Source organism: Streptomyces purpurogeneiscleroticus, from assembly GCF_020024005.1.
GTDB classification, from domain to species: Bacteria; Actinomycetota; Actinomycetes; order Streptomycetales; family Streptomycetaceae; genus Streptomyces; species Streptomyces purpurogeneiscleroticus.
In genome coordinates, this window is the sequence record NZ_NHSG01000338.1 from 1 (window position 1) to 15,061 (window position 15,061).

General features: G+C 73.1%; 15 protein-coding genes. 9 read left to right on the forward strand and 6 right to left on the reverse strand.

Annotated features, from left to right (window positions below; translation table 11 throughout):
- Nucleotides 1-82 precede the first annotated feature (82 nt).
- From CCS38_RS22430 to CCS38_RS22445, 4 genes are all read left to right on the forward strand, one after another.
- Complete coding sequence (locus CCS38_RS22430) at nt 83-856, forward strand: ABC transporter permease (RefSeq protein ID WP_223735144.1); 774 nt, start codon at nt 83-85, stop codon at nt 854-856.
- Entirely contained in the window at nt 856-1,746 is an 891-nt protein-coding gene (locus CCS38_RS22435) for a hypothetical protein (RefSeq protein ID WP_223735111.1), read from the forward strand. Before CCS38_RS22430 ends, CCS38_RS22435 begins: the two co-directional genes overlap by 1 nt.
- Before the next feature lie 98 nt (nt 1,747-1,844).
- A complete protein-coding gene (locus CCS38_RS22440; protein WP_223735112.1) occupies nt 1,845-3,068 on the forward strand; it encodes an ABC transporter ATP-binding protein in 1,224 nt (407 codons plus the stop codon).
- Entirely contained in the window at nt 3,065-4,087 is a 1,023-nt protein-coding gene (locus CCS38_RS22445; protein WP_223735113.1) for an ABC transporter permease subunit, read from the forward strand. The genes CCS38_RS22440 and CCS38_RS22445 overlap by 4 nt, the downstream gene beginning before the upstream one ends.
- A 36-nt stretch (nt 4,088-4,123) precedes the next feature.
- Here CCS38_RS22445 and CCS38_RS22450 read toward each other — a convergent pair whose 3' ends face one another.
- The gene (locus CCS38_RS22450) at nt 4,124-4,441 is read right to left on the reverse strand and encodes an Rv1322 family protein (protein ID WP_223735114.1); all 318 of its coding nucleotides are present in this window, start codon (nt 4,439-4,441) and stop codon (nt 4,124-4,126) included.
- Between the two features lie 192 nt (nt 4,442-4,633).
- On the opposite strand from CCS38_RS22450, the gene CCS38_RS22455 reads away from it, so the two are divergent.
- Entirely contained in the window at nt 4,634-5,662 is a 1,029-nt protein-coding gene (locus CCS38_RS22455) for an LLM class flavin-dependent oxidoreductase (protein ID WP_223735115.1), read from the forward strand.
- A 252-nt stretch (nt 5,663-5,914) separates the two neighbouring features.
- Here the strand turns inward: CCS38_RS22455 and CCS38_RS22460 are convergent, their stop codons facing one another.
- Complete coding sequence (locus tag CCS38_RS22460; protein WP_223735116.1) at nt 5,915-6,307, reverse strand: SCO5389 family protein; 393 nt, start codon at nt 6,305-6,307, stop codon at nt 5,915-5,917.
- A 282-nt stretch (nt 6,308-6,589) separates the two neighbouring features.
- On the opposite strand from CCS38_RS22460, the gene nucS reads away from it, so the two are divergent.
- On the forward strand, nt 6,590-7,252 hold the full coding sequence (nucS, locus tag CCS38_RS22465; protein WP_223735117.1) for an endonuclease NucS: 663 nt from the start codon (nt 6,590-6,592) through the stop codon (nt 7,250-7,252).
- An 89-nt stretch (nt 7,253-7,341) separates the two neighbouring features.
- On the opposite strand, the gene CCS38_RS22470 is transcribed toward nucS, so the two are convergent.
- From CCS38_RS22470 to CCS38_RS22480, 3 genes are all read right to left on the reverse strand, one after another.
- Entirely contained in the window at nt 7,342-9,933 is a 2,592-nt protein-coding gene (locus tag CCS38_RS22470; RefSeq protein WP_223735118.1) for an ATP-binding protein, read from the reverse strand.
- Nucleotides 9,934-10,219: 286 nt separating this feature from the next.
- Complete coding sequence (locus tag CCS38_RS22475) at nt 10,220-10,543, reverse strand: STAS domain-containing protein (protein ID WP_223735119.1); 324 nt, start codon at nt 10,541-10,543, stop codon at nt 10,220-10,222.
- A gap of 147 nt (nt 10,544-10,690) precedes the next feature.
- Nucleotides 10,691-11,539, reverse strand: coding sequence for a 3-hydroxyacyl-CoA dehydrogenase family protein (locus CCS38_RS22480; RefSeq protein WP_223735120.1), 849 nt, complete (start codon nt 11,537-11,539; stop codon nt 10,691-10,693).
- A 277-nt stretch (nt 11,540-11,816) separates the two neighbouring features.
- Here CCS38_RS22480 and CCS38_RS22485 point away from each other — a divergent pair, with 277 nt between their 5' ends.
- Nucleotides 11,817-12,389 (forward strand): cob(I)yrinic acid a,c-diamide adenosyltransferase, encoded by a 573-nt coding sequence (locus tag CCS38_RS22485; protein WP_223735121.1) that lies wholly within the window; start codon nt 11,817-11,819, stop codon nt 12,387-12,389.
- Between the two features lie 20 nt (nt 12,390-12,409).
- Here CCS38_RS22485 and CCS38_RS22490 read toward each other — a convergent pair whose 3' ends face one another.
- On the reverse strand, nt 12,410-13,000 hold the full coding sequence (locus CCS38_RS22490) for a hypothetical protein (RefSeq protein WP_223735122.1): 591 nt from the start codon (nt 12,998-13,000) through the stop codon (nt 12,410-12,412).
- Between the two features lie 160 nt (nt 13,001-13,160).
- Between CCS38_RS22490 and CCS38_RS22495 the strand changes: the two genes are divergently transcribed.
- Together CCS38_RS22495 and CCS38_RS22500 are read left to right on the forward strand one after the other, a co-directional pair.
- The gene (locus tag CCS38_RS22495) at nt 13,161-14,354 is read left to right on the forward strand and encodes a sensor histidine kinase (RefSeq protein ID WP_223735123.1); all 1,194 of its coding nucleotides are present in this window, start codon (nt 13,161-13,163) and stop codon (nt 14,352-14,354) included.
- Nucleotides 14,351-15,037, forward strand: coding sequence for a response regulator (locus tag CCS38_RS22500; RefSeq protein ID WP_223735124.1), 687 nt, complete (start codon nt 14,351-14,353; stop codon nt 15,035-15,037). The genes CCS38_RS22495 and CCS38_RS22500 overlap by 4 nt, the downstream gene beginning before the upstream one ends.
- Nucleotides 15,038-15,061: the final 24 nt, after the last annotated feature.

Consider the following 15,061-nt stretch of genomic DNA (forward strand, 5'->3'; position numbering starts at 1 on the left):
GGGGCCCGCCCCCGCCTCCGCCTCCCCCCGCGTCGGCCGGCGGCTGGGGCGCCGACTGGCAGCGGAAGAAGGGGCGCTGACGATGGCATTGGCCTCCCAGGTCCTCACCTCGGAATGGACCAAGATCAGGTCGGTGCGCTCCACGGTGTGGACGCTGGGCATCGCCGTGGTCGTCACGGTCGTCATGGGCGCGGCGCTCTGTCTGCTCGTCAAGAACGACTTCGAGTCCATGCCGGTCCGCGAGCGGATCACCTTCGACGCCACCAGCACGGCCTTCGCCGGGATGGGCCTGGGCCAGCTCGCGATGATCGTCTTCGGGGTGCTGGTGGTCTCCAACGAGTACAGCACCGGCATGATCCGCACTTCGCTGGCCGCCGTGCCGCAGCGCGGCGCCTTCCTCTTCAGCAAGATCGCGGTGGCCACCCTGCTCGCGTTCGTCGTGTCCCTGGTGACCAGCTTCGTCGCCTTCTCCGTCGGCCAGGCCATGCTGGGCCCCGACCTCCGCGTGGGGCTGGGCGACCCGGGCGTGCTGCGCGCGGTCTTCGGCGGCGCGCTCTACATGACGCTGATCGCGCTGTTCTCCATGGGCGTGGCCGCGGCGCTGCGCAGTCCGATGCTCTCGCTGGGCATCCTGATGCCGTTCTTCTTCCTGATCTCCAACATCCTCGGCGCCGTCTCGGCCACCCGGAAGCTCGGCCGGTACCTCCCCGACCAGGCGGGCCAGAAGGTCATGAAGGTGGTGACCACCGGCGACGACGTCCCGTACGGCCCGTGGGGGGGGCTCGGCATCATGGCTCTGTGGGTCATCGCCGCGCTGATCGCCGGGTATCTCTTCCTGAAGAAGCGGGACGCGTAGTGCTGCCCGCGGGAGCGCCGGGGCTCGGGCCCGTCCCGGCCCTGGAGCCGCTGACGTATCCGGGGCGGCCGGTGACGGCGCCCGCGCTGCTGGACGGCGGGACGCTGCTGCCGCTCACCGCGGTCCCCGGCCCGCACCGGGTCGGCGGCTGGCGGCTCGGCCCGGACCCGGACCGCACCCTCGACGACGTACTGCGCGCCCGCGGCCTGCCGCCCGCCGGGCAGCGCCACCCCGTCCTCGCCGTCGGCTCCAACGCCTGCCCCGCGCAGGTCTCGTACAAGCTCACCCGGCGCGAAGTCCCCGCTGCCGTTCCGATGGTCCCGGTACGCCTGCGCGGCATCGGTGTGGGCAGCTCGGCGCACATCGGTACGCCGGGTTACGTGGCCGCCGCGCCGTTCACCGACCCGCACTCCGAAGTGACGCTCGTGGCGGGGTGGCTGGACGCCGCGCAACTGGCGGTCGTGGACGCCACGGAGGCCAACTACCACCGCGTCCTGCTGCCCGGCGACCGGTTCCCCATGACGCTGCCGTCCGGGGAGCGGCTGAGCGGCGCGTACCTGTACGTCAGCCGGCACGGCGTACTGGCGGGGCCGGACGGCGGGCCGCGCCCCGCCGGGCCGCAGCCGGCGCTGCTCGCCGCGCTGCTGGCCGGGTCGGCCGCGCTGCGGCGGATCCTCGGGCCCGACCCGGAGGCGTGGGTGGCGCGGGCCTCCGCGGACGGCGCGGTGCGGTCGGAGGCGCGGCAGATCTTCCGCGCGGAGGGCCGGGTGCTGCCGCAGGAGGAGTTCGCCCCGTATATGGACGAGGCGGCGGAGGTCCGGACGTACGACGACCTGCCGCCCATCGGGGGCGAAGCAGGTCTTCGCCGGTCACCGACACGCGGGGATTGAGCGGAACCGTCAATGGCTCGATAGCCTCCTAACCCTCACGGGGGCATGAGGTGATTTCGGCATGCCGTGCCCCGACACCATCTCGCGAGGGGCGGAGAATGATCGAGGCAGTCGGCCTGACGAAGCGCTACGGCGCCAAGACGGCCGTGCACAACCTGTCGTTCCAAGTACGGCCGGGGACCGTCACCGGCTTCCTGGGACCCAACGGGTCCGGGAAGTCCACCACGATGCGGATGATCCTGGGGCTGGACACCCCGACCTCGGGGCATGTGACGATCGGCGGCCACCCCTTCCGCAAGCTCCCGAACGCGCCGCGCCAGGTGGGCGCGCTGCTCGACGCGAAGGCCGTGCACGGCGGCCGCAGCGCCCGCCAGCACCTGCTGTCGCTGGCGCAGCTCTCCGGGATCCCGGCGAGCCGGGTGGACGAGGTGCTGGGCCTGGTCGGCCTGCAGGACGTGGCGAGAAAGCGGTCCAAGGGCTTCTCGCTGGGCATGGGACAGCGGCTCGGCATCGCCGCCGCGATGCTCGGCGACCCGCAGGTGCTGCTCTTCGACGAGCCGGTCAACGGCCTGGACCCGGAGGGCATCCTGTGGGTCCGCAACCTCATGAAGCAGCTCGCTTCGGAGGGCCGTACGGTCTTCGTCTCCTCGCACCTGATGAGCGAGATGGCGCTGACGGCCGAGCACCTGATCGTGATCGGCCGCGGGCAGCTGCTCGCCGACATGAACGTCAAGGACTTCATCGCCGCCAACTCGGCCGGCTTCGCGCGTGTCCGCACGCCCGACACCGAGCCCGCGCAGGGCGAGAAGCTGACCTCCGCGCTGAGCGAGGCGGGCGGCCAGGTCACGCCGGAGCCGGACGGGGCGCTGCGCGTCACCGGGCTGGCGCTGCCGCGGATCAGCGACCTGGCGCACGAGGCCGGGGTCCGGCTGTGGGAGCTGTCGCCGCACCAGGCGTCCCTGGAAGAGGCGTACATGCAGCTGACGCAGGGCGCGGTGGACTACCGCTCGGCGGTCCCGCCGCAGGCGGTGCCGGGCGTCGTGCCCGGTGGGGTACCTGGCGTCGTGCCTGGTGGGGTGCCCGGTGGGCTGCCGCCGCAGGGGTACGCGGGTGATCCGTACGCGGGCGCGTACGGGCCGCAGGGCGGGGCGCCCGGTCCGTACGCCGGACAGCCCGGCCCGTACGGAGCGCAGCCGCAGGGCGCGCCGGTCCCCGGTCCGTACGGAGCGCCCCCGGCGCCGCCCCAGCAGCCGCAGACACAGCCCCAGCAGCACGCCGCCCCCGCCGACCCGACCCAGCAGCACAGCGAGGACGCCCGATGACCAGCCCCGACCAGCCGCAGCAGCCACAGCAGCCGCAGCCGCCCCGCCAGGACGAGGGCACGATGATGCTGAACGCCGTCGGACCGCGGGCCGGCGGGCCGCAGCCGGGCGCACAGCCGCAGCAGCAGGCACAGCCCCAGTCGCAGCAGGCGCCCGCTCAGCAGCCCCAGCAGCAGCCCGCGTACGCCACCGCTCCCCCGCAGGCGCAGTACTCCGGGGGCGGTTATGTCTCGCCCATACCGGTGCGGCGGACGCACCTGGGGCATGCGCTGGCCTCGGAGTGGACGAAGATCAAGTCGGTCCGCTCCACCGTGTGGACGCTCGGCGTGATGATCGTCCTCGTGCTCGGCGTCGGCACGCTCACCGGCTTCGGCATCTCCGCGAGCGGCACCGACCTGCGCGGCGCCTCACCGCTGGGCTTCGGCATGTTCGGCATGCTGCTCGGCCTGATGTGCGTGATCACGCTGGGCGTGCTGTGCGTCTCCTCCGAGTACGGCACCGGCATGATCCGTACGACGCTGACCGCCTGCCCCAGCCGGGCGCGGGTGCTCGCCGCGAAGGCGATCGTCTTCTTCGTGCTGTCCTTCGTGGTCACCGCGGTCACCACGACGCTGGTCGCGCTGATCGAGACCGGCCTGCTCAGCGGCCAGGGCGGCGCCACACCGAGCGGCTCGGAGTGGTTCAAGGCGACGGTCGGCGTGAGCCTCTACGTCGCGATGCTCGGCCTGCTCGCGCTGTCCGTCGGCGCGCTGCTCCGGCACTCGGCGGGCGCCATCACGATCATGATCGGCCTGGTGCTGCTGCCGCTGGTGCTGGCGCTGTTCATGATGGCGGAGAGCCTGCAGGATCTGCGGGACTTCCTGTTCGAGTATTCCATCCCGAGCCAGCTCGGTGTGATGTACAGCAATGCCGTCGCCGCGTCCGGACCCTCGGGCTGGGACCCGCTGTGGATCGTGACGGGGCTGACGGCCGTCGTCCTCGGCGGCGCCTTCGTGGCGCTGCACCAGCGGGACGTCTAGTAGCCGCAGGGAGTCCGAAAAGCGCGCGTCCCGGGGTCAGTATCGGGGCGCGTTCCGGGACCGCTGGAGCCGGGCGCTCCGGCGGTCCCGTGCGTTCCAGCACGCCTTGTGCCAGTGCCGCCGGTCGTCGCCGTCGCTGTGCTGCGGCCAGGCCACCACGTGCGGCACGCCGGGCGGGATCTCCTGGTCACAGCCCGGGCAGCGGTAGTGCTTGGCCGCCGCGCCGCCGCCGATCTGCCGTACGTACCACTCCTCGCCGCGCCACTCCTCCGTACGCTCCAGTCCGTAGCGCGGGCCACCCACGCGATCCGAAGGGTTCTCACCGCCGCGCGGACGGTTTCGACGGGGGGACACTGGGCACCTCGGGACTTCTCGGGGGGAGTAACGGGCTGTCACCAGACTACGACGACCGGCCGGAGTCCCGGACCCTCCGTCGCAATGCTGCGATCATCAGGAAACTTCGGCGGGAGCCGTGCCCTTGGCACGTGTCAGCCGTTGTTGCCTGTAAGGGGGATGTCGCGTCGGCTGCGAGGAGGCAGAAGAGCGATGCGCGTTGGGGCTTTTATCCTGGCCGCCCAGTTTCCGGGCCAGGGCGAGGGGGAGACACTGCACCGGGCCGTCCGGTCGGCCGAGGTGGCCGAGGAGGCCGGTCTCGACGACGTCTGGGTGGCCGAGCACCATTTCGTGCCGTACGGCATCTGCCCGTCGGCCGTGACCCTGGCAGCACAGCTGCTGGGGCGTACGCACCGCATCGGAGTCGGCACGGCCGTGACCGTCCTGCCGTCCGCGCATCCGGTCGCGGTCGGTGAGCAGGCGGCGCTGCTGCATCTGACGTCCGGCGGGCGGTTCACGCTCGGCGTCGGGCGGGGCGGGCCCTGGGTGGACCTGGAGGTCTTCGGGTGCGGCCTCGCGGCGTTCGAGGAAGGGTTTCCGGAGTCCCTGGACCTGCTGCTGCGCTGGCTGCGCGAGCCGCGCGTCGGGGCGTCCGGTGCGCGGTACGCCTTCCGGGACGTGGCGGTGGTGCCACGGCCCGCCGAGGAGCCGGCCGGGCGGGACGGCCCACCGGTGGTGGTGGCCTGCACTTCCACCCGCTCCGTGCGGCTGGCGGCCGAGCGCGGCCTGCCCATGCTGCTCGGGATGCACTCGGGGGACGAGGAAAAGGCCGAGATGGTCGCCTGCTGGCGGCGCACGGCGCTGGCCGCGGGGCGGGATCCGGACGAGGTCGCGGCGGTCGGCCATGTCTCGGCGGGCGTGCTGCAGATCGCCGACGCCCGGCAGGACGCCAGAGAGACGCTGCTGAAGTCGATGCCCGGCTGGCTGCGCCAGGGGCTCGCGGCCCATGTCACGGTCGACGGCCGGCGCCGTGCCATGCGGGACCCGCTGGCCTATACCGAGCTGCTCTGCGGGCTGCACCCGGTCGGGACGCCGGAGGACTGCGCGGACCGGATCGCCGCGACGGCGGAAAAGACAGGCATCAGGCGCCACGCGCTGTTGGTGGAGGGGTCCGGCGACCTCGCCACGACGGAGGAGAACATCCGCCGGCTGGGCAAAGAGGTACTGCCGATGCTGCTCTGAAAGCCGCTGTCATGAGTGCGGCGAGTACGACTGCCCTTGAGTGCCGCTGTCCCGATGCCGCTGGGCCGATGGCCCGGGCGAGAGGACCCCGGGGGCCGGGGGGTCCGGAGAGAACCTTCATGTGCCCGACGGGCGGTCCGTCCGCCGACGGGGCCCGAGAGCCCCGCCGGCGGACCGTTGCCGATGCCGCCGCTCGCGTGCTGACGCCGCTCCGGCATCACATCCCGAGCACGTCGGCGGCGGCAACTCCGATCAGCAGTCGCGCAGTTCGGGCGACTGGTTCAGCAGCTGGCCGCGCACGGAGGTGAAGCGGGCCAGGCGATCGTCCGCCGACGGGTCGAGCGGGAAGACCGCGACCCGGTGACAGTTCTGGAACGCCAGCCGCACACCGAAGTACCGTTCGAGCGACCCGCGTATCGCGTCACTCGCCAGTGCTCGCAGCAGCTGGCCGCGCGCCTGCTCATCGGGCGGCGGGGTCAGGTTGTCGGCGAACTCCCCGCCGTCCACCTTCAGGCGGGCCACCAGCGAGCTGATCATCTCCCATGCATAGGGCAGAGAGGTCCGGACGCAGTCGACAAATGCGGCTTCGTCGACCTCGCCTCGCTCGGCCTGTTCGAGGAGGGCCGGTGAGACGTCGAGCGACATGAGGTTCTCCTCTCGCGGCTCCATAAGGGGCGGAGCCTCAGGGACAGTACGAGGGATCGCCACGCAGCGTGTCCGCGTCACGACCCCCCGCGTCAACGGTATTCCGCCTTTCTTGCCCGCACCAGGAGATTGCGCACACAACCGGCCACGCGAACCCGCCGGAGCTGCGGGGGTTTCCCCCGCAACGTCGCCCCGCCCCGGATCCGGCGTTCGTACGAGTACACCGCGTACGCCCATGGGCGAATCGCGTGGACCACCCGGCGTCGAGTAGCGTGGCGCACCATGCGTCTCGTCATCGCCCGCTGCTCCGTGGACTACGCCGGCCGGCTCACCGCCCACCTGCCCTCCGCTCCCCGTCTGATCCTGGTCAAGGCAGACGGCAGCGTCTCCATCCACGCTGACGACAGGGCCTACAAACCGCTCAACTGGATGTCCCCGCCGTGCACCCTCAAGGGCGGCGACGGCGACGTGTGGACCGTGGAGAACAAGGGCGGCGAGAAGCTCATCATCACGATGGAGGAGATCATGCACGACTCCTCCCACGAGCTCGGCGTGGACCCGGGTCTCATCAAGGACGGCGTGGAGGCGCACCTCCAGGAGCTGCTCGCCGACCGGATCGACACGCTCGGTGAGGGGTACTCCCTGATTCGGCGTGAATACCCCACCGCGATCGGCCCGGTGGACATCCTGTGCCGGGATGCGGACGGTGCGACGGTCGCCGTGGAGATCAAGCGGCGCGGTGAGATCGACGGCGTCGAGCAGCTCACCCGTTACCTCGAACTCCTCAACCGTGACCCGCACTTGGCCCCGGTGAAGGGCGTGTTCGCGGCCCAGGACATCAAGCCGCAGGCCCGGGTGCTGGCCACCGACCGCGGCATCGGCTGTGTCGTCCTGGACTACGACGCGCTGCGCGGCATCGAGGACGACAAGCTGCGGCTGTTCTGAGGCGCCCCACCGCCCGTGCGTAGGCACCGGCCCGCCCGCGAGACGTTCCGCGGGCGGGCCGGTGCTACATGTACGGCGGTACGGGCCGGTCAGGCGGTCGGCTCAGACGGGTCGGACGCGGTCCCGCTGCCCGTTCCGTCGCTCATCGGGCTGCTCGCGGACGGGTCGCCCTCGGACTGCGACGGGGAGTCCGAGGTACCGGGCGTCGGCTCGGACGTGGTCGGGTCCGGGTCCTGGGTCGGCGTGCTCGGCTCGTCCGTCGGCTCGGGCGGTGTCGTCGGCGTCGTGGGCCTGCTCGTCGGCGGCTTGGTCGAGCCGGTCGGCTTGCCGGACGGCGTCGTCGGATTGCCCGAGTCCGTCGGCCGGCCGGTCGGCTGCGTGGAGCCGGGGCTGCCGGGCTGCGGACCGGTGGCCGGATCGTCGGGGCGTGCGCTGCCGGACGTGGCGGGCACGCCGGTCCGCGCGCCCGTACTGCTGTCCCAGGCCCCCGGGCCGGTCGCGTCCTGGGTCGGCTCGTCGGCGGTCAGGCCGTCGCTGTCCTTGCTCTCCTCGGCGGACTGGCCGGACTTGACCTTGTCCGCCGGGGCGTCGCCGCCGGAGGTGGCGCCGAGCGTGACGATCGTGCCGAGAACGGCGGCCAGCAGCGCGCCCGCGCCGGCCGCGGCCATCTTGCGGCGCGCGCCGGTGAGCCCCGCGGCGCGCTTCTTCTTCGCGCCCGCCGGGCCCGCCGCGGTGCTCACCACGGGGGTCACCACGGTCGCCGCGCTCTCGTCCACCTGCGGCATCGGCGTGGTGATCGCGGTCGGCGACCCGGGCGGCGAGGCGGACTCGTCGGTCCCCGTGTGCGGGATCTCCTCGCCCGCGGCCGTCACCCCGGCCCCGGTGATCTCCGGGGACACGGGGACGCCGGTGCGGTCGGCGACCAGGGCGAGGGCGCGCCGCCCCGCGACGGCGCCGCGCCGGTCGGCGAGCGCGCCGCGCAGCCCTATGGACGCCTCCAGCTCGGCGCGCGCCTTGTCCAGGTGGCCCAGGCAGAGCGCGAGGACGCCCAACTCGTGGTGGAAGTACGCCTCTTCGCCGACCTCGCCGGCGACCCTGGCGGCCTCCTGGCCGTACCGCAGGCTGCGCTCCCAGGCGTTCCACTGCAGGGCAGCGGCGAACGCGGGGGCGGCCGTACGGGCGAGCAGCACGGCGGCGCTGGCGTGCCCGGACTCCCGGCTCGCGGTGAGCCGGGCCATCACGGCGAGCAGCGCGTCGGCCTCGGCCGCGGCCCGCTCGGGAGTGACCGAGTGGTGCCCGGCCCACCAGGAGTAGTGCTGGGCCGCCGCGTGCGCGTGGCCGGCCCCGCCCTCGGCGTACCCGGCGGCGGTGAGCTGGTCCAGGACGGTCGCCGCGAGGCGGTAGTGGGTACCGGCCGGGCTGATCAGCCCGCAGGCCAGCAGATCGCCGAGGGCGGCGTCCGCGCGGGCGTCCTTGAAGAGCGCGGGCAGGTGGGTGGGGTGCGGGAGGTCGCCGCCGAGGGCGACGGCCAGCCGCAGCGCGTCCTGCGCGGCCGGCGAGAGCCGCTCCGCGATCATCGCGGCGAAGGAGGCGGCCTGGGGGATGCCGGGGAGCGGCGGCTGAGTCCCGGCCGCGTCATCGGCACCGTCCGTGCCTTCGGACGCGGCGCCGCCCTCGGACGCGGCGCCATCCTCGGAAGCGGCGCCGTCCGGAGTGCCGTCACCCGCCGCGCCGTCCCCCGCGGCCTCGGCGGCCGCCGCGTCGGCGGCCGCGTCCGCGCTGCTCCGGTCGCGCTGCCGCAGGACCGCGCCGGCCTGCAGGAAGCGCAGCGGCAGCCCCTCGGACTCGAACCACAGGTCGCCCGCCCAGGCGGCCTCCTCGTCGGTCAGCGGCCGGCCCGCAGCGCGCTCCAGCAGCTCCTGGCAGGCGGCGCGGCCGAGGCCCGCGACGAAGACCTCTTCGATGTGCGAGGCGGCCGAGGGCGCGGGCACGTCGGGGGTGGCCGAGAGCAGGAAGGCGCACTCGGGGGTGGCGGCCAGCAGCTCCTCCAGCGCGTCGCCGCCGAACTCCAGGTCGTCCACGACCACCACGGCGCCGACGCCGGCCAGCGCGGCGAGCAGCTCGGGGCGGCCGGGGCGGTAGTGCGGCGCGCGGTACACGGCGCCGAACAGGTCGTACATCAGGTCGGTGGCCGTGCGGCGGTATCCGGAGAGCCGGACGACGCCGTCGGGCGCGAGACCGGCGCAGCCTGCGGCGACGGCGTCCAGGAGCCGGGAGCGGCCCGCGCCGGAGGGGCCGGTGAGGCGTACGGAGCGGCCGCGGGTGAGCAGCCGGGTCAGCCGCTCGGTCTCCTCCTGGCGCTCCAGCAGCGGGAGCCGGTCCACGGGGTGGCCGAGGCCGCCGGGCGGCACCGGCGGGGCGCTCAGCGCGCGGGCCCGCTCGGCGCGCTCCTTGGGCGAGTGCTTCTGCGGCGTGCCCGGCTCCTCGCCCGGCGGCGTCGGCTCGATCTCGCTGCCGTCGACGGGATTGACGGTGAGCAGATAGTCGCCGGTGACCAGCCGCGCGGTACGGACCGGGCCGTCCGGCACGAACTGCGGGCTGTCGGCGCCGGACGGCAGCGGGTCGGCAGGATGGTCCTGCGCGCTGTGCTCCTCCGGCCGCCGGCCGTTGTGCGGATCCATGGACTCAAGCCCCCCAGATGCGTGGCGTGCCGACTGCTCCTCCGGCCGTCCGCACTCCCCGACCGGGCCGGGGCGGGGGCCCCGGCCGCCGCTTCTGGTCCGGTGTCCACCGCCGCCGCTCGGGGCGCGACGAGAACCGAACATTAAGCCTTCCGACAGTATCTACGATGCGCCGGGGCCCTGCCCTGCCCGGTACGTCACGGATTCGCGAGGATCAGCGCCATATGTACCGCTTGCGCCTCTCAGTTACCGGCGGCCGCGCGGTCCCCCGCAGGTCACGCGGGCCTCAGACGCGGGGCAGCGACTCCGCTTCAAGGCCGCCCTCAATGGCCAGAATACGGTGCAACCGTGTGGCCACCAGCAGGCGCTGCATCTGGGGCGGCACTCCGCGCAGCACGAGCCGGCGGTTCACCCGGCCCGCGCGGCGGTGCGCTCCCATGATCACGCCGAGCCCGGTGGCGTCCCAGGAATCCAGCTCGGTCAGGTCCAGCACGAGATCGCCGCAACCGGAGTCGACGGCGACGTGCAGGGCCGTACGGGCGTCCGCCGCGCTGCGGACGTCGAGGCGGCCCCCGACGACCAGCTCGGCGTGGTCGCCCTTGATGTGCATATGCGCTCCCCGTGGTGATGCGAGAAATGTTTTTGCGTCTACAGAACTGACTGCCCCTCACGCGACGAAGTTGCCGCCTGTAAGCGAACCGATACCGAAATCACTCCCGGGAGTGACGCCTGAACGGGTGTGCCGCGAACCGGTTCCTCAGTGCTCGTAGAATCCCTGCCCGCTCTTGCGGCCGATATCGCCGGCGTCCACCATGCGGCGCATGAGCTCCGGCGGCGCGAACTTCTCGTCCTGCGATTCGGTGTAGATGTTCTCGGTGGCGTGCAGGAGGATGTCGACGCCGGTGAGGTCGGCGGTGGCCAGGGGGCCCATCGCGTGACCGAAGCCCAGCTTGCAGGCGGTGTCGATGTCCTCGGCGGTGGCCACGCCCGACTCGTACAGCTTCGCGGCCTCGACGACCAGCGCGGAGATCAGGCGCGTGGTGACAAAACCGGCCACATCGCGATTGACGACGATGCAGGTCTTACCGACCGATTCGGCGAACTCCCGCGCGGCGGCGAGCGTTTCGTCGCTGGTCTTGTAACCGCGCACCAGCTCGCACAGCTGCATCATCGGCACCGGCGAGAAGAAATGCGTGCCCACGACCCGCTCGGGGCGGGCGGTGGCCGCCGCGATCTTGGTGATCGGGATGGCGGAGGTGTTGGAGGCCAGTACCGCGTCCTCGCCGACCAGCTTGTCCAGCGTCTGGAAGATCTCCCGCTTGACCTCGATCTTCTCGAAGACGGCCTCGACGACGATGTCGGCGTCGGCCGCCGCCTCCAGATCGGTGGTGGTGATGATGCGGGCCAGCGCCTGCTCGGCGGCGGCCGCGTCCAGCTTGCCCTTGGCGACGAACTTCTCGTACGACGCCTCGATACCGGCCTTGCCGCGGGCCAGCGCGCCGTCGGTGACGTCCCGGAGGGTCACGTCCCAGCCCGCCTGGGCGGAGACCTGCGCGATACCGGACCCCATGAGTCCGGCCCCGATGACGGCGAGCTTCTTTGCCACTGAATGACCCCTCACACCTGTGCACTTCACGGCTTCTTCCGAGCGACGTTAGCGCTCGTTCGCCGCCTTTTGGAGACTTGGAGATGCGCGTCACGTCTCACATGACGGACATCACACGAGCCCAGCCCCCAAGGGCCTCATTCGGCGCTTCATACCGAGTAATTGAGGACCCGTCCGCTCACCGGGTCCTCGGTCCATTACTTGCATCGTAGGGGGCTCGCCGTGACGGTCGGCACACGTGGCTCCCGCGAGGCCGGGGCATAACTACGCTGACGGAATGGTCAATCTGACGCGCATCTACACCCGCACCGGCGACCAGGGCACCACCGCCCTGGGCGACATGAGCCGGACCGCCAAGACCGATCTGCGGATCGCGGCCTACGCCGACGCCAACGAGGCCAACGCCGTCATCGGCAGCGCCATCGCCCTCGGCGACCTCTCCGAGGAGGTCGTCAAGGTCCTCGTCCGCGTCCAGAACGACCTCTTCGACGTGGGCGCCGACCTCTCGACGCCGGTCGTGGAGAACCCGGAGTTCCCGCCGCTGCGGGTCGAGCAGAGCTACATCGACAAGCTGGAGGAGGACTGCGACCGCTTCCTGGAGCCGCTGGAGAAGCTGCGCAGCTTCATCCTGCCCGGCGGCACGCCCGGCGCGGCCCTGCTCCACCAGGCGTGCACGGTCGTACGCCGCGCCGAGCGGTCCACGTGGGCGGCCCTGGAGGCGCACGGCGAGACCATGAACCCCCTCACCGCCACCTACCTGAACCGCCTCTCCGACCTGCTCTTCATCCTCGCGCGAACGGCGAACAAGGAGCTCGGCGACGTGCTGTGGGTACCGGGCGGCGAGCGCTGAGCGTCGGGGATCGGCGCTGATCAGGGCTTGGTCAGGGTCCGGGGCCGCTCCCCCGTGACGGTCCCGGACGGGTCCTGCCCGGTCTTCTTCGGCTGCTTGGGCCAGATCGTGTACGTGAGCGCGATCAGCCCGTGGATCCCCACGGCGCGGGCCACGCCGGTCTGCCACATCCGCAGGGACGCGGTGTCGCCGTCCCCCACGTACCAGACCGCGGCCTGCAGCAGTCCGGCCGCCACCGCCGCCGCCACGACCGTACGCAGCCACAGCTTCCACTCATGGACCGCGCGCGCCCGGCCGTAGCCGGGCCCCGGCGGCTTCGGCCCGCCCGCGAAGCGGTACGCGAACTGCCCGTCCGCCCACCGGATCGTGTAATGGCCGTAGGCCACCGTGAAGCCGATGTAGACCGCGGCCAGCCCGTGTTTCCAGTCCGCCTGCGCACCGTTGCGCAGGTCGAGCACCGTCACGACGAGCAGGACCAGCTCCAGCAGCGGCTCCATCAGCAGTACGGCCGCCCCGGTGCGCGGCAGCCGCGCCAGATAGCGCAGCGCCAGCCCCACGGCCAGCAGCACCCAGAACCCGACCTCGCACAGCACGACCAGCGTCACGATCACGGCGCGCTCCCTTCGCTCCCCTCCAGCCTCACCGCCGCGTACGTCCCTTTCGTCGTCGCGCATGACGATCCCGTACTGCATCCTTCGATGTACCCGGCGCCCGCGGCGGATCGTCGCCGATGGGGAGGTCCGGGGCGCGGCGGCGTTGTTGGATGGCCTGGTGAGCCCCTTCAGCGCCCCCGGCCGCCCGCACCGCGACGACGTCCTCATCGCGGCCTCCGGCCTGCTCGGCGGCGTCCTGCTGTGGTTCCTCGGACTGCACGGCGGCCCGCCGCTGTTCGGCCTGTCCGCGCGGCTCGCGTTGCTCGCCCTCGCCGCGATGGCCGGCGCCGAGCTGCTGCGCCGCACCGCGCCCGGTACCGCACTGGCCGTCGCCGTCGCCGCGCTCACCCTCGACGTGCTCACCGGCACGGTGATCGCCACCGTCCTGATGTTCACCGACGTGGTCTACGCGGCCGTCATGTACGGCTCCCCCGCCGCGGCCCGCCGCATCCCGCGCGCCTGCGTGCTGGCCACCGTCCTCGCCACGCTGCTGCCCGTCGCCCTGCTCCGCGATCCGCAGGCGCTGCTCATCGGCGTCGCCGTGGGCGTCGGCACGATCGGCCCGGCCTGGACCGCGGTCATCATCCGCAACCACCGCGAGGCCGCCCGGGCCGCCCGGCTGCGCGCCGAACAGACCGCGCTGCTGGCCGAGCTGGACCGCCGCGAGGCGGTACTCGCCGAACGCGCCCGGATGGCCCGCGAGCTGCACGACATGGTCGCGAACCACCTCTCCGCCATCGCCCTGCACGCCACCGCCGCGCAGGCTCTCGACGAGCCCGCCGCCACCCGCGAGGCGCTCGGCGTCATCCGCGAGAACAGCGTGCAGGGCCTGGCGGAGATGCGCCGCCTCATCGGCCTGCTGCGGAACGCCGGCGGCCAGGAGACCTCCGCCGCCACGCCCCGTCTCGACGCCCTGGACGCCCTCCTGGAGCGGGCCCGGGCCCACGGCGCCGGCAGCGGCCTCACGTTCGCCCTCACGGACAACCGGCCGCCCGGCGGGCCGCCGCTCGCCGCGCCGGTGGAGCTCGCCGCGTACCGCATCGTCCAGGAGTCCGTGACCAACGCGCTCAAGCACGCGGTGCCCGGTGAGGTGACCGTACGCCTGAGCCGGACCGACGGCGCCCTGTCGCTCGCCGTCACCAGCCCCTACGGCCGCCGCCCCGGCCCGCGCGCGCCCGGCTCCGGCTCCGGACTGGTCGGGATGGGCGAACGGGCGGCGCTGCTGGGCGGCACGTTCGAGGCGGCACCCGACGGAGACGTATGGCGCGTACGGGCAACGCTGCCCGCCGACGAGAAGGAGGACACTTCATGACCGACCGCACCCGCCGCCCCGTCCGGGTCCTGGTCGCCGAGGATCAGTCGGCCGTCCGCGCCGGCCTGGTGCTCATCCTGCGCTCGGCGCCCGACATCGAGGTGGCGGGCGAGGCGGCCGACGGCGAGGAGGCGGTACGGCTGGCCGCCGCGCTCCGCCCCGACCTGGTCCTCATGGACGTACAGATGCCCCGGCTCGACGGCGTCTCGGCCACCCGGGAGATCACCGGGCAGGGGCTGGCCGACGTGCTGGTGCTGACCACCTTCGACCTGGACGAGTACGTCTTCGGGGCGCTGCGCGCGGGCGCCGCCGGGTTCCTGCTCAAGACCAGCGACGCGGCGACGCTGCTGGCGGCGATCCGTACGGTCGCGGCCGGGGAGGGAATCATCGCGCCCGCCGTCACCCGGCGGCTGATCGCGGAGTTCGCGGCGCCGCGTACCGCCGGCCCGGCCCCGGACACCGCCGCGCTCGACGTGCTCACGCCCCGGGAGCGCGAGGTGCTGGGCTGCCTCGGGGAAGGGCTGTCCAACGCGGACATCGCGGGGCGCCTGGAGATGGCGGAGGCCACGGTGAAGACACACGTCAGCCGGCTGCTGAACAAGCTGGAGCTGCGCAGCCGGGTGCAGGCCGCCGTGCTCGCCCAGGAGCTGGGCCTCGGCGCGGCCCGCCGCGGCACCCACTGAAGCGCGCCGGACCCCGCTCCTGAA

Coding starts and splice junctions, on each gene's coding strand:
- nucS (WP_223735117.1), top strand. CDS start 6,590: ATGCGTCTCGTCATCGCCCGCTGCTCCGTGGACTACGCCGGCCGGCTC.
- CCS38_RS22455 (WP_223735115.1), top strand. CDS start 4,634: ATGCGCGTTGGGGCTTTTATCCTGGCCGCCCAGTTTCCGGGCCAGGGC.
- CCS38_RS22460 (WP_223735116.1), bottom strand. CDS start 6,307: ATGTCGCTCGACGTCTCACCGGCCCTCCTCGAACAGGCCGAGCGAGGC.
- CCS38_RS22475 (WP_223735119.1), bottom strand. CDS start 10,543: ATGCACATCAAGGGCGACCACGCCGAGCTGGTCGTCGGGGGCCGCCTC.
- CCS38_RS22470 (WP_223735118.1), bottom strand. CDS start 9,933: ATGGATCCGCACAACGGCCGGCGGCCGGAGGAGCACAGCGCGCAGGAC.
- CCS38_RS22500 (WP_223735124.1), top strand. CDS start 14,351: ATGACCGACCGCACCCGCCGCCCCGTCCGGGTCCTGGTCGCCGAGGAT.
- CCS38_RS22485 (WP_223735121.1), top strand. CDS start 11,817: ATGGTCAATCTGACGCGCATCTACACCCGCACCGGCGACCAGGGCACC.
- CCS38_RS22440 (WP_223735112.1), top strand. CDS start 1,845: ATGATCGAGGCAGTCGGCCTGACGAAGCGCTACGGCGCCAAGACGGCC.
- CCS38_RS22430 (WP_223735144.1), top strand. CDS start 83: ATGGCATTGGCCTCCCAGGTCCTCACCTCGGAATGGACCAAGATCAGG.
- CCS38_RS22445 (WP_223735113.1), top strand. CDS start 3,065: ATGACCAGCCCCGACCAGCCGCAGCAGCCACAGCAGCCGCAGCCGCCC.